Here is a 13466-nt window from a genome sequence, read left to right as displayed (position 1 = left end):
AATATAAAAAATACAAAAAGAACGCAATTTGATACTACCAGTCATTCTCTGCGTTCCTCTACGATCCACTCTGCGTTGAAGATAAAAAATATGACTGAACCAATTCCACCCATCACCCTACCACGTCCTGAAAATCCGCAACTCGAAGGTGAATGGTTGCGAGAACGTCTGCTGCGGTGGCTAGATACAGAATTTATCCCAGAAGCAGTTAACCAAAAGATTGCTCAACGGGCTGCACAGATTTTTGTACGTCAACGGATGGAAGGAGAAAACGACCTTGGTTCTCTGGTAATTGCCATTGTCACAGAGATGCAGTCCTATGATTTTTCCAATAGTTTTTATGGAGAGTTTGCGATCGCCAACGCCGTTAGCGATCTACTCTTAGAAAGTCTGGGAATTGATAAGTGTTGCGGTCAATAAGTAGTTAGGAGTTAGGAGTTAGGAGTTAGGAGTTAGGAGTTAGGTTTGTCTTTATTCATCACTCATAACTCATCACTCATAACTTTTTACCAACTAGACTTAACCACTCCAGGCAAAAGACCTTCATGCGCCCATTCCCGTAGCACATTCCGAGACAGCCCAAAATCGCGGTAAACACCTCTAGAACGACCAGTCAACCAGCAACGATTGCGGTGGCGGGTGGGCGCGCTATTCCGGGGTAGCTGTTGAATCTTCCGGTGGATTTCCAGTTTATCCAAAGGAGATTCTGCACTTCTGAACTCTTCTAGGAGAGCTTCACGCTTGTCAGCATACTTTTCTGCCAATCGGCTGCGCTTTTTCTCGCGCTCAATCATGCTCTTTTTAGCCATATATTCTCTAACTCAATTTAAAGACAGCATTTTCCATTCTACAGTCTTCTTTCCAATTCTAGGTTACTTGTGTTCCCTACTGGTCTGTCAAATTGAAATTCATAGACATTAGACCTCTTGCATAAATCAAAAATAAAGAACCCCACCCTAACCCTCCCCGTATGTATTGGGGAGGGAACTAGATTTCTTTTTTCCCCCCTTTCCAAGGGCAGGGCTGTTTCATTCCATTTCAAACAGGATTTGTCAAGATGGTTAGCAAGAAAATTGTAAGTAAGCGTGACGAAGAGATGAACATTTAAGCACTGAAATATCAGTAAAATAGTTGGTTTCATCGGCACGCCAGTAACAAAATAACTAATTTTTAATCGCTAGAACCCTTGATTTTTAAAGCTCTTTGGGGAATGAATCAGCCCTGCTTTCCAAGGGGGGACTAAGGGGGGTAATTCGACTTGTGTGTACATGGGGAGGGGTTGGAGGTGGGGTGTTAGGGACTTTTGCAAGAGGTCTATTGAAGAGGACGCGGGGACGCGGGGACAGGGAAGAGGAGTTTTTTCTCTGCGTCTCCCCTTCTTTGCGTCCCCGCGTCTCCCCTTCTCCCCTCTCACCAAAACTACCCTACGACTACTGGCTTATTTGCAGCAGGACATAAATCGGCAAGCTCACAAGCAACGCAGGCGGGAGAACGGGCTTTACAAATAGCGCGACCGTGATAAATCAGCCGAATTGACCAATTTTCCCAATCTGGTTGCGGCAATAAACCCATTAAATCTTGCTCAATCCGAACGGGTTCTTTTGCTTCAGTTAAACCCAAACGTTGGCTGAGGCGCTTGACGTGAGTATCTACTGTCACGCCAGCATTAATGCCATAAGCATGAGCGAGGACTACATTTGCTGTTTTCCGCGCCACACCTGGAAGCTTTAATAACTGTTCCATTTGGTTAGGAACAACAGAGTCAAATTCCGTGACAATCATGCGACAGGCCGCTTGAATATTCTTGGCTTTATTGCGATAAAACCCTGTGGAACGCACCAAGTTTTCTAATTCTACTAAGTCGGCGATCGCTAAACTCGCTGCATCAGGAAACTGACTAAATAATGCTGGCGTCACTTTATTTACTCGCTCATCAGTACACTGAGCAGAGAGAATCGTTGCCACCAACAATTGTACTGGTGTTGAGTAGTTCAAAGAGCAAGTAGCATCTGGATAAAGACGCTTCAGGCGAGCTAAAATTTCTAGCGATCGTTGCCTTAAAGGTGAAAGTTTATCTTTCCTACTCCCCACTCTCTACTCCCCACTCACTATCTTCACTGGAATAATTTTTGTACCCATTCCAATTGGCTAGTTAATTGGGTGGTTTCTTTGACGATTAGAAAAATTCCTAACCCTAAGAGTAACACCAAACCGGTTTGCATTACACCTTCTTGAATCCGAGCAGGCACAGGCTTACCGCGCAAACCTTCAATCAGCAGAAAAGCGAGTTGTCCGCCATCCAAAGCTGGTAAGGGCAAAATGTTAATAATAGCCAAATTAATGCTAATAATTGCCGCAAAAGACAACAAATTTGTGCTATTGTCAGCAGCCAACTGTGCGCCTATTTTGACGATATTAACTGGGCCAGAAACTTGTCCTACAGTTTGTTGAAAATTGGTAATTAACTGCCCAAAACCGCTGAGTGTTCCCACAAATAATTGTTGAAACCTGTTAGCAGCAATGCCGAAAATTTCAAAAGGACTATTAGGACGGCGATAAACTGCTGTAGCATTTGGACTAAGTGCCACACCAATTACACCTTTGCCATCAGCTCCCAGTTTTGGTGTTAATTTCAGGGATTGTTGTTGATTTTGACGCTGAATTTTCAATTCGATTTGCTGATTGGGATGAGTTTGAATTTCTTTTGTCAGCAAAGCAGTTGATTTATCAGAAGCCGAAAGTTCTTGACCGTTAACACCCAGGATAATATCTCCTTCCCTAACTCCTGCTTGGTAGGCAATGGATTCTTGATTAATGGGCTGTACTATAACACCAGGTTTATAGTTTAATTTCTCAGGAATACCCACAATACCCAATTGCAGAGCCAGAACTAAGTAGGCAAATATTAAATTTGCTATTACTCCGGCACTGATGACGATCGCCCGGTCTAAAATTGGACGGTTACGCAGCAGATTTGGGTCATTGGGTGGAATATCGCTATCTGGGTCATCATCGGGAAAGCCCACAAAGCCGCCCAAGGGAAAAGCGCGGACAGCATATTCGGTTTGTGAACCTTGGTACTTAAAAAGAACCGGGCCAAAACCCAAAGAAAAACGGTTAACGAGAATGCCTTGAGAACGAGCTGCAACAAAATGTCCCAGCTCGTGTACCAAGATCAAAACAGCCAAGACTGCGATCGCTGCTAAAACTGACATAGAGCAAATTAGTGAAGATATTAAGCTATGGTTATCTCCATTCTAATTGGGCATTGGGCATTGGGCATTGTTAACTAACAAAGGACAAATGACCAATGACTAATGACAAATTACAAAACTTCCCGCCCCAAGTAAGGTTGCAGCGCTTCTGGTACTCTTATTGTCCCATCGGGTTGTTGATAATTCTCCAAAATTGCTGCCATCGTTCGTCCCACCGCTAAACCCGAACCGTTGAGAGTATGCACAAACTGAGTGCCTTTCTTCCCCGCTTCTTTGAAACGAATATCAGCCCGTCGCGCCTGGAAGTCGATAATATTGGAACAGCTGGAAATTTCACGGTATTTGCCAGAAGAAGGCAACCAAACCTCTAAATCATAGGTTTTGGTAGAAGAAAATCCCAAATCGCCTGTACTAAGATTTACTACTCGATAAGGCAACTGCAAAGCCTGTAAAATTGCTTCTGCATTTCCCACCAATTTTTCTAGTTCATCAAAAGAAGTGCTGGGTTCGACAAATTTCACCATTTCCACTTTATTGAATTGATGCAGGCGAATTAAACCCCGCATATCGCGCCCATAACTACCAGCTTCTCGGCGAAAACAGGGAGTGTAAGCACAGTAGTAAATAGGCAAATCTTCAGCAGCGATAATTTCGCCCCGATAGAGGTTAGTCAGTGGAACTTCCGCTGTGGGAATCAGCCACAAGTCATCCTCAGCGCATTTAAAGCTTTCTTCCGCAAACTTAGGTAACTGACCAGTCCCTATCAAAGAGTCAGTATTCACCAATAGCGGTGGACTAACTTCCACATACCCTGCTTCGGTATGGAGACTCAGCATAAATTGAATTAATGCCCTCTCCAGTGCTGCGCCAGCGCCTATCAATGTCACAAAGCGACTTTGGGCAACTTTTACAGCTCGTTCAACATTGAGAATACCTAGTTTTTCGCCTATTTCCCAATGAGGGAGAATATTCGGGTTTTGCGGAATGTATTCATCACCCCAACGCCGCACTTCGACGTTATCTTCCTCATTTTTACCAACGGGTGTAGAGTCGCTTGGTAAGTTGGGAAGTGCCAACACAAGTTGGATAATTTCAGCTTTGAGTTCTTTTTCCTGGGGTTCGAGTTCACTCAATCTAGCTTTGACAGAGTTACCTTCATCCCGCAAAGCTTGGATTTCTGGGTCTTGGGCATCGATACCAGATTTCAGCTTTTGCCCGACGAGTTTACCAATTTCGTTGCTACGGGCTTGGAGTTGACTCCGCGTCCCCTCTAGTTCCCGTTGTTGCCGGTCTAACTGTAATATCGGTTCAATGTCGTATTTACCACTACGACTGTTCAATCGTTCTTGAACTAATTGCGGATTTTCCCGTATTTGCTTGATATCCAGCACAGATTTTTCTCAGTTTTTAGCCTATTATCTTCCTGCCAACACCCCAGCATATACTGATTTTGCCTTGCTATGAGCAGAAAAGCAAACAGAAAAATTTTGCCCTGCCAATCTTGCCAGGGCGAGAAAAATTTCAAATCCAAATTTGTAGTTTTTTCAGAGTACTAAAATCTCTAATCCAGATTAATTTCATCTGATATCACCTTTTAGATGGATGTTAATATAACCAACTTGTGTTTTTTTGCACGCTGCATTTTGAAAATTTCGTCAAAGCACAACAAATATATTTGAATTATTTGCTATGTAACCTGCCAAAACGAGGGGAAAGTTACACAATAAAATCAGTCAAAAGAAGTATAGATTTTTGGCTGAAATTTTGCTTAAGACTTGCCTTTCTACGCCTTGTTAATCCGATTAAGTAACCAAAGCGACGCCACAAGCCCTGCAAAGTGTGCTGAAACAGTATTAGTGTTTGCCTGTACAACAAGCATATCTAGACCACTAATAATTCGAGTTGGGTCAAAAAATTGAGTAGTTATCGCTTGGGGAGATATAGACCTTGCTACCAGCGTACCAACGATCGCCTGGGCTCCCAAAAGTGTCACCAGCGTTCCCCCTAAATTCACCCACAATCCTAAGCGTAATACTTGCACAGTCTCGCTTTTTCGAGGGCGATTGCTGGGGTTGGAGGATTCCAGTTGCTTGCCAATTCTGGTGTAGCGGTAAGCTAAGTAAATACCCGCACCTAAAACAACCAGTCCACAAACTGCTAAAAATACGCCAAAGCCAGTCCCAGGATTATTACTAGGACTACCAGATCTTTGACTAAAGATGGCGAACAGCAGCACAATTATGCCAGAAACAACACCTAGTACTAGCTGAATCCAAAAGCTAATCCAACCTGCAAGGCGAAAGGTCTGGGCAATTGCCCGGAGATTAGACGAAGATGATGGGGCATCGGGAGTTTGTGACATACTTAATCACCAATGTGCTGGGTGCTTTTAAGGGACGTGGGGAGTAGGGAGTGGGGAGTGGGGAGTGGCAAGATGGGGAGATGAGGAGAGAATTTCACGTCACCACCCCATTCCTCCCCCACTCCCTACTCCCCACTCCCTACTCCCTGTGTTTCTTGAAACCGTCAGAGTGTCTCTTCCTCTGTTCGTTTTCTTTCTCCTCCCCTTTGACTCTTTTTGAGAAATTTACTATCACATTTACCAGATGGCACGAGAGGATCTCAAGTCCAGAAAATTATTAATATTTACTACCCAGGTGTGTTTACAAAAGTAGCACTTTGAACTTAAACATATCCTTTAGCTTAAGTTTTTAAAATTTGCATTGGGAAAATCACTGTAAAAAAAAGTGTTTATTAAGTTCTACAGACAAAATAGCATTTTACCTGTAAAATTTCTTCGATGGCATCTTATTGCTTAAGCAGTTCTAACCAACTCGGCATCGTTTAACACCAAAACAGTGACTTCGCCACTGTTTGTTCCCTCCTCACCATACCTGATTTAGCTTGGGTGGGAGCATACTATCCTGTCCCTTAAAATTCACAGACTAGTCCCACAACTCTCAGAGGCGTGGGTAATCATTTGGTGTTTCCGCTTTGGAAATCTAGCTTAAGTAGCTTTATATATATTACTCATCTAAGAGTAGGGCTATATACTGACTACGAGGATTGTAGACTTTACCCTAAGGCATTTTTTTAGCCATTCACTAACCATGAAACTTGAGGATATATATCAATTCTTTGAAAATCCTCCGCCAACTTACCTTTGTCAGGAATTAGCAGTTTGTTACATACTGTCTATTTTGTTAGAAGGTGAATCCTACGGAACCGAGTTAATCCAACGATTAGAAACTGAATATCCCACCTATAGGCTTTCCGATACCGTACTTTACAGTGCAATCAAGTTTCTGGAAGACGAAAGGGCAATTAATGGATATTGGAAAAAACTCGAAGGACGGGGACGCCCCAGGCGGATGTACCAAGTTTCTCCAGAATGGCAAGTTCCAGCGCAGGATTTAGCTTTTCTTTGGCAAGACTACATCAACGGGCGAACAAAGTAACGAATAATTGATAATGAATAAGTCTCCTCCAGTCAAACAATAACAATTAGTTATGGATACTCCTATTCTGCCATCTACGTTGCTGCTAACCTTGTTGTTATCGGTCGGGCTGTTTTTCTTTATTCGTGCTTCGACTAAAGACCGTACAGAAATAGCGCACTTGGTATCCGAACAAGGCGAAGCCGCTTTCATGTCTCAATTAAAAGAGTATTTTCAATCGCGGTCTTACCGAGTGGCAGCGGTAGACCGAGAACAAAACCAAGTAACTTTTGAAGGTAATGTTCGCCCCAGCTGGTTCTTAGCTATATTTCTCACTTTGTTGGCAGCTACTGGTATTGTTTGTCTGTCACTGGTGGTGTATCTAATTTTTCCGAGCCTTAGTAGCCTTTTTCTGGCGATGGTACTGCTGTCGCCTTTGACTGGTGTGTTTTATTGGAAAAAATCTGGAAGACTTGAGAAGGTGTCGCTCAAGCTAGAAACAACTCAGAGCGAACAAACCTTCTCAAGTAAGGTTACTGTAGTTGCCCATCGAGATGAACTCACCCAGTTACGGAAGACCCTACAGCTAAAGCCTAGTGAATAATTTTTGCTTTTTATGACCATCTCTTAACTATGAGGTGCAGATTTCTGACCTGACCTACTCTTAAAGCAATGAAAAGTAGTAAGGAGGGAATCAAGATTGCTGCTTTGTCAGTTTTACCCATAACTTGTGTTGTGGGTAAAAATTTGAATTTATTGATTTAAATTCGTTGACAGAGCTTCCTTTACAATCTACTGGATAAGAGCGCAACTTCACTAGCGCTTTTGGAGGCGCTTGGCTCTATATCCGCTCCTTTACGCATCTTCCAAACAAGTATCAAGCCATGCAAGCTAGCGTGGTTTGACACAAATTGACTTTTCAATTACCTGGACTAGGGTGACTGGCAAATCACCTACAAACTAAAAAAAAATGAAATTTTGCATAAACTTAGCAACTTTGCCAGTTAATTAATAGTCAGGAGCCACATTCAATGCTTGAGATGACCAATTTATCAGCGAGCAGTTAAAGCAAGGGCTTCTTGACCTGTAGGAGCTTCTAAAGTCCTCAGGCTGGGAAACAAGAAATGGTTTTCCTCTACGTATTGAGCACCAAACAGTCCCTTTTCTGCCCAGAAATAACGGTCTGTGGTGTGTTCGTTTCGCTTTACGAGTAGCAACGCAGGTGGCAATATACCTTCAGCTTGAATGAACCTTCTCGCTGCTGTCACAGGTTTTTCTTCGCCACTTTCGATGCTATATTGAGGCACATGTTCCAGAATCCGCCGTCCTTCCTGACGACGACGACTTTTTCTTTTGCGTCTCCTTGCCAACCTATTGTCCTCCTCTTTCAAGCTATAGATTGTAGTGATAGCTACAAAATCCGTCGTCATTATAGAAGTTCTAGTTCAAAAAATCAATAGTTTTTTAACTTTTAATCCAATAAAATTAATATCTTTAGAAGTTATAGATAAAAGAAAGCTCGCTAAGGATATAATCCGCTGGTGCAAAACATCACTCAGAAGATTTCAGTTAAGCTGTATTAAAAGAATGAGGTAAAAACTAACTATCCTTTCTTAATCATGCCTCAAAATCTGTAATCATGAGCAAGAACTAAAAAATGTTAATGTCTGCCAGTTCTGATTTTCTTGCTCTGTGCCGAGAGCAAATAGCACTCCTGACCCAAGGGCTGGGAGCAACTTTAAGTATTGTGTACCTAACACAAGAATTGGTAGAGACTCCCTCTGGCGAGGCAAAACTGATTCCTGTAATGATTTATCCCGAAACAGCATTATTACCGCAAGCAGAGGAAACTGCCCAGACTACAGTACCTAAGCAGCTTCAAGTTGGAAATAGATTGGTATTACCCAATCATCAACAAAGGTTATTAACACCAGGATCGGAATCTCCAACCTCGTCACGGGAGTTTGGGATACCGGATGCGTCTGGGCCTCATTTACAAGAGGAATATCTACTGAGTGGTAACCAAATTGTTTTACCTCTGGTCTATGAGGGTGTGATGATGGGGTTGCTGGTGACTGGTAGGAAAGACCGGGAATGGAACGAACACGAGCAAAGTCAGATTCAACGCATAGCCCAAACACTGGCGATCGCTTGTATTTTAGATCAGCGACGAGCATGGTTACAGCAACAGTTGCACGAACAACAAATTCTCCAAGAAAAACAGCAGGATTTGTTAGACAACCTGTTGCATCAGTTTCGTAACCCATTAACCGCATTGCGGACTTTTGGTAAACTTTTATTAAAGCGACTCAGACCAGCAGACACTAACCGGGATGTAGCAAGTAGTATCGTGCGAGAAAGCGATCGCCTGCAAGAATTACTGCAACAATTTGAGCAAGTAATTGACTTGACAGAGGCAGATTTAGCACCACTACATCTGCCGGAAAATGAAGTATTTGTAGAAGCAACTGTCCAAAAAGATGCTAAACCGCCCCTATTATTGCCGGGAACGGGAGATAAAGCAGTTGACTGCTCCCTGGCAGATATATTAGAACCATTATTAATATCAGCTAAAGCAATAGCACAAGAGCGCAAGCTAAAACTAGTAACCGAATTTAAGTATAATTTGCCCTTAGTACGTGCCAACATCAAAGCATTACGAGAAGTGTTAAATAACATTATCGATAATGCATTGAAATACACTCCTGCTGGCGGTAAAATTTTGATTCAGGGCGGGCAACAAAAAGGTAATTTTCAAGGAATTGTTATCAGTGACAATGGACCTGGCATTCCACCTGAAGATTTAGAGCATCTTGGAGAACGGCATTATCGGGGTGTACAAGCGCAAACAGAAATCCCCGGTACAGGTTTGGGGTTAGCGATCGCTAAACAATTAATAGAGCAAATGCAGGGCGAAATCGAGGTTTTCAGCCCTGCAATCAACTCTAAATTAACTTCACCTAATAGACCAGGAACCACGTTTATTATTTGGTTGCCGGAAGTTGAGAATTAGGAGTTGGGAGTTAGGAGTTAGGAGTTAGGAGTTAGGAGTTAGGAGTTAGGAGTTAGGAGTTAGGAGTTAGGAGTTAGGAGTTGGGAGTTAAGAATTAAAACCTTGCTTTAATTCGTTCTTTATAACTCTTAATTCCTAACTTTTCACTATCTTCAATTCATAACTCATAACTCCTAACTTTTCACTATCTAACTGAAACCAACAAGTTTTGATTGATTGTCATTTGTAAATCGGTATCTGGGTCAATTGCGATTAAGTCAACACTATTTCTACCGAAGAATAGACCAATCAACGCCCCGATACCAGCACCACCCAAGACTTCTTCTGTGGCAATGGCGCGATCGCCAGTGACGGCAGATACCGCAGCGGCGGCTCCTGCGCCCAATACGGTATTCTGAATGATTGATCCAGTACTAGTACCCTTTTTGACGGTTTCAGTTTTGGTAATCACTTCAGAACTAGCGTTCAGTTGATATTCTTGACCTCCGGGCAAAACTAGTTTCTGGGCAATGAATTGAGAACCGCCTGTAGCAGGTTTGAGTTGACCAACAACTTGACTACCAGCAGGAATCACTACAGATCCTTCTTGCGTAACTACATTTTGGGATACTGTCAGTGTCAAAGGTGCTGTTTCGTCCTTGGTAACCAGAATTTTTTCTGCCTTGTCATACTTCACAGGGATAGCTGTCCCTTGGGGAATTGTGACAGATACAGGTGTTGGGTTAGTAGACCCAAGAGCTACGACGTAGGGCGAGTTAATTGCTGAGGCTTGATTAGAACTAACCAATGCTTGGTAAATAAAAGCTGCTACTTGGGCGCGAGTGGCGGTTGCAGTTGGATTCAGGAACTTCACATTCGGATAGTTCACCACGATTTGCTTCTCAGTGGCTGCTGCGATGGGGCTACGGGCATAGCTAGCGATGTTAGAAGCATCGTTGAAGTATTGCAGGATGCTTTCGGTATTACCACTGGCAGTATATTCCAAACCGTTAGCGAGGGAAACTAAAACCTGTTGGCGGGGAATCGCTTGGTTAGGCTCAAAGCGGTTGCCGGGATATCCTGATAAGAAACCAATGGTATAAGCTTGCTGAATGGCACTGGATGCCCAATAATTGCTAGGCACGTCAGTAAAACTGATTGGCGATCGCTGTTGTGCTTTTTGGAAAGCTTTGTTGACCATAGCAGCAAATTGAGCGCGTGTTACTGCTTCTTCAGGGCGGAAACTACCATCAGGAAATCCGGCAATCACACCTCGTTGCGATAATTGTTGAATAAAATCTGCTGCCCAATAATTAGATGAAACATCAGAAAAAGTAGTTTGGGCAAAAGAAGGTGCAGCTGTCAACAAGGGTGCTACAGTCCCAACTGTGACGCTTAAAGCCATGAGTGCAGCTGTTCCAGATTTCCAACGATTTAAAGTAAGCATTGCTTTTTTACTCCATTAAAATTATGTTTTTCACTATTAATTAATTAGACACTTTTTGAAATTTTAGGTTCCCATCACTTGAGACTTTTTATAAGAAATCTTACTTGATAAATAGAGTCAAAATCAAAAAACATCTACCAAAAGAGCTAGGCAATAGTTAATAGGATAACTAGCTTTTTTCCGGTTACTATTATTCAATAGAGCAGATTTCAAAGAAAGTGAAGTACACAAGGATTTCTCTGAGAGGTAAGTATAGAGCCTGTTTTACTTCTGTTAGCGCAGCGGGGCGTAGCCCATTCTGAATTCTGCTGTAATTATTCCCAAAACTCTCAATACTCAGTAAGACGATAGAGAGATAGAATAGTTGCGCGAAAATAGATTTTTTGGGGTTAAAAATGAAGGCGATCGCACACTATAGTTAAAGTGGCGATCGCCTATGGGGGATGATTAAGTTCACAACTTGAATAAAGTTAAACCTATTAGCGGTATAGGGTTAAGTTAGAATTCAGTGTCAGCCTCAAATCTTGTGTGGGTCTGATAACGAAGGCATTCACTTCTTTTTTCCGCAGCAGGACACTTGCTCCTGCACCCGCAGCCGCACCAATCACAGGTTTTAAATCATCAATTCTGTTGTTACCAGTAATTAGTGAACCTAAAAGACCAGCACCGGCACCAATACCTGCATCAGTCAACACTTGACCAGTGCTAGGGTTTTGTTTAACTTTTTGAGTTGTGGTGTATGTCCGAGAACTTGCATTAATTGACTGACGGCGACCATTAGAAAATTCTAATTCTTGGGCTACAAACCGCACGCCTTTTCCTTGGTTATCATCATCTGTGGAATAACCATCTAAATCAACAGGTTCTAGGCGTCCAGTTACTTTAGTACCAGCGGGAATCAAGACATTTCTATTACTGTCAGTAATGTTATTCGCTATTCTCAAGGTTATGGATTTACTTTCGCCAGGAACGATAGTAATTGTTTCCTTTTCGTACCTAACGGGCAAATTCACTCCAGAAGGAATCGTCACATTTCCATATTGCCCGACATTATATTGTGCATTAGCAGGAGCAAAGGGAATCATGGGTGTAATGACGCTGGTGGTAACAGCCATTGCCATGAGTGCAGCAGTTCCAGATTTCCATCGATGTATGCGAGTCATAGGTGAGTTGACCTTTATGTATGTGATGTGTGTAATGACGACGGTTCACTGAGTTTGTTTCTGACTATTCTTGAACGTGACTTTAGGCATATTCCGAAGGTAAAAGCACTTATTTGACTGGAGTATGTGCTTAGACGCAGCCCATCGGAGATATCACTCGTCAGGATTTTTATTCTGCTAATGTGCGTTACTAAATAGGAGGCGAGATACTTTTAATGACGCCAAATTAGTTTAATTGTTTCCTGACTTTGTTTCATTGCTTACGTCCACATACTTACGCCATTGCGAACTATTACTTCCATTGTATAGGACTCGTATTTGATTTTTTCTTTCACTAGGTATAACTCGAAAAGCTTCTTGACCGAGACAATTTTAGATTTTAGATTTTGGATTTTAGATTAAAATCTAAATCTAGAATCTAAAAAAGGTTTCAAGCCTCTGGGTTTACGGAGATAAAAACTTTCATGTTTCAATATTCAAGCCTCTTCTTTCTAAGGAGAGGTTAATCCAAAAGACGCTCCTACGTCGCTAACGCTACGCTATCGTCAATCCAAAATCCAAAATCGTGTGACTATTCCCGTACAGACGCGATTAATCACGTCTGTACCTATTGCCTGCTCAGCCAAGTAAGTTCAAAAATCAAAGCGGATTACTATAGATTTCTTTACTAAGACTTGGGATATACTTTCTCTTTCCTTTAGAATTGCTAAAGTCAATTTGTAGAGTAATTCCTGAGGTAACCGGCTGGAGCGCAATACTTAATTATTAACGCACCGATTATCCTAGATTTACTCGGTAATAAGTTCTATGATGGAGATAGTGGCAATTGGTATATAAATAAGCCTAGCCCGTCTTGCCGATTGCTATGATGTTGCAAAATATTGATATTGTCCCGAATAATTGGGACTTGTAATTATGGCAAATTGGACTGAAAAACAAAAACAAAAGTATGCAAGGTTCCAAGAAATTTTAGAAATTGGGAAGCAGCGTTATGTAGAAGCTGGTGGTAATCCAAAACATTACCGAGCAGGCTTTAAAGGTCAGGATTACTTGACAGATGAAGAGAGGAAAGAAGCAAACAGAATCATGCGACAAATGTTTGGTATTTCCATCGCCAATGGTTATGTTTCTTGTCAAGGACGTTCTTGGCAGTTACCTGAGAATTCACCATTAGATAAAAAGCAATTGGAAGCTGATTCTTAAATTGGCAGT

13 protein-coding genes are annotated in these 13466 nt (G+C 42.2%); 5 read left to right on the top strand and 8 right to left on the bottom strand.

What is annotated here, in order from left to right; all coding sequences use genetic code 11:
• Positions 1–90 precede the first annotated feature (90 nt).
• The gene (locus tag IQ276_RS06895; protein WP_190875439.1) at positions 91–420 is read left to right on the top strand and encodes a DUF8822 family protein; all 330 of its coding nucleotides are present in this window, start codon (positions 91–93) and stop codon (positions 418–420) included.
• 86 nt (positions 421–506) lie between these two features.
• On the opposite strand, the gene rpsN is transcribed toward IQ276_RS06895, so the two are convergent.
• The 5 genes from rpsN to IQ276_RS06870 all read right to left on the bottom strand — a co-directional run bounded on the left by rpsN (position 507) and on the right by IQ276_RS06870 (position 5577).
• Positions 507–809 (bottom strand): 30S ribosomal protein S14, encoded by a 303-nt coding sequence (rpsN, locus tag IQ276_RS06890; protein WP_073642711.1) that lies wholly within the window; start codon positions 807–809, stop codon positions 507–509.
• A 610-nt stretch (positions 810–1419) separates the two neighbouring features.
• On the bottom strand, positions 1420–2091 hold the full coding sequence (nth, locus tag IQ276_RS06885) for an endonuclease III (protein ID WP_190875438.1): 672 nt from the start codon (positions 2089–2091) through the stop codon (positions 1420–1422).
• A gap of 23 nt (positions 2092–2114) precedes the next feature.
• A complete protein-coding gene (rseP, locus tag IQ276_RS06880) occupies positions 2115–3215 on the bottom strand; it encodes an RIP metalloprotease RseP (protein WP_190875437.1) in 1101 nt (366 codons plus the stop codon).
• Between the two features lie 110 nt (positions 3216–3325).
• Positions 3326–4606, bottom strand: a complete 1281-nt coding sequence (serS, locus tag IQ276_RS06875) for a serine--tRNA ligase (RefSeq protein WP_193923383.1) — start codon at positions 4604–4606, stop codon at positions 3326–3328.
• 392 nt (positions 4607–4998) lie between these two features.
• Positions 4999–5577: a DUF3611 family protein gene (locus IQ276_RS06870; protein ID WP_073642707.1), complete on the bottom strand. Its 579-nt coding sequence runs from the start codon at positions 5575–5577 to the stop codon at positions 4999–5001.
• Between the two features lie 748 nt (positions 5578–6325).
• Between IQ276_RS06870 and IQ276_RS06865 the strand changes: the two genes are divergently transcribed.
• A complete protein-coding gene (locus tag IQ276_RS06865) occupies positions 6326–6673 on the top strand; it encodes a PadR family transcriptional regulator (protein ID WP_190875435.1) in 348 nt (115 codons plus the stop codon).
• A gap of 52 nt (positions 6674–6725) precedes the next feature.
• Positions 6726–7256, top strand: coding sequence for a cofactor assembly of complex C subunit B (locus tag IQ276_RS06860; protein WP_193917342.1), 531 nt, complete (start codon positions 6726–6728; stop codon positions 7254–7256).
• Between the two features lie 448 nt (positions 7257–7704).
• Here IQ276_RS06860 and IQ276_RS06855 read toward each other — a convergent pair whose 3' ends face one another.
• A complete protein-coding gene (locus IQ276_RS06855) occupies positions 7705–8022 on the bottom strand; it encodes a DUF3155 domain-containing protein (RefSeq protein ID WP_073642719.1) in 318 nt (105 codons plus the stop codon).
• Between the two features lie 287 nt (positions 8023–8309).
• On the opposite strand from IQ276_RS06855, the gene IQ276_RS06850 reads away from it, so the two are divergent.
• Positions 8310–9665: a GAF domain-containing sensor histidine kinase gene (locus IQ276_RS06850; RefSeq protein ID WP_193917340.1), complete on the top strand. Its 1356-nt coding sequence runs from the start codon at positions 8310–8312 to the stop codon at positions 9663–9665.
• Between the two features lie 184 nt (positions 9666–9849).
• On the opposite strand, the gene IQ276_RS06845 is transcribed toward IQ276_RS06850, so the two are convergent.
• Positions 9850–11091, bottom strand: a complete 1242-nt coding sequence (locus IQ276_RS06845; protein WP_190875432.1) for an S-layer homology domain-containing protein — start codon at positions 11089–11091, stop codon at positions 9850–9852.
• Positions 11092–11570: 479 nt separating this feature from the next.
• A complete protein-coding gene (locus IQ276_RS06840; protein ID WP_193917338.1) occupies positions 11571–12254 on the bottom strand; it encodes a conjugal transfer protein TrbI in 684 nt (227 codons plus the stop codon).
• A 915-nt stretch (positions 12255–13169) separates the two neighbouring features.
• On the opposite strand from IQ276_RS06840, the gene IQ276_RS06835 reads away from it, so the two are divergent.
• Positions 13170–13457, top strand: coding sequence for a hypothetical protein (locus tag IQ276_RS06835; RefSeq protein WP_193917336.1), 288 nt, complete (start codon positions 13170–13172; stop codon positions 13455–13457).
• Positions 13458–13466: the final 9 nt, after the last annotated feature.

The sequence above is a fragment of the Desmonostoc muscorum LEGE 12446 genome, assembly GCF_015207005.2.
GTDB classification, from domain to species: domain Bacteria; phylum Cyanobacteriota; class Cyanobacteriia; order Cyanobacteriales; family Nostocaceae; genus Nostoc; species Nostoc muscorum.
This window is presented reverse-complemented; position numbering and strand designations above follow the sequence as displayed.

What these genes read in the sequence shown, in the direction of transcription:
- IQ276_RS06895 (WP_190875439.1), top strand. Translation starts at nt 91, where the DNA reads ATGACTGAACCAATTCCACCCATCACCCTACCACGTCCTGAAAATCCG.
- IQ276_RS06860 (WP_193917342.1), top strand. Translation starts at nt 6,726, where the DNA reads ATGGATACTCCTATTCTGCCATCTACGTTGCTGCTAACCTTGTTGTTA.
- IQ276_RS06840 (WP_193917338.1), bottom strand. Translation starts at nt 12,254, where the DNA reads ATGACTCGCATACATCGATGGAAATCTGGAACTGCTGCACTCATGGCA.
- IQ276_RS06865 (WP_190875435.1), top strand. Translation starts at nt 6,326, where the DNA reads ATGAAACTTGAGGATATATATCAATTCTTTGAAAATCCTCCGCCAACT.
- IQ276_RS06850 (WP_193917340.1), top strand. Translation starts at nt 8,310, where the DNA reads ATGTTAATGTCTGCCAGTTCTGATTTTCTTGCTCTGTGCCGAGAGCAA.
- rpsN (WP_073642711.1), bottom strand. Translation starts at nt 809, where the DNA reads ATGGCTAAAAAGAGCATGATTGAGCGCGAGAAAAAGCGCAGCCGATTG.
- IQ276_RS06835 (WP_193917336.1), top strand. Translation starts at nt 13,170, where the DNA reads ATGGCAAATTGGACTGAAAAACAAAAACAAAAGTATGCAAGGTTCCAA.
- IQ276_RS06870 (WP_073642707.1), bottom strand. Translation starts at nt 5,577, where the DNA reads ATGTCACAAACTCCCGATGCCCCATCATCTTCGTCTAATCTCCGGGCA.
- rseP (WP_190875437.1), bottom strand. Translation starts at nt 3,215, where the DNA reads ATGTCAGTTTTAGCAGCGATCGCAGTCTTGGCTGTTTTGATCTTGGTA.
- IQ276_RS06845 (WP_190875432.1), bottom strand. Translation starts at nt 11,091, where the DNA reads ATGCTTACTTTAAATCGTTGGAAATCTGGAACAGCTGCACTCATGGCT.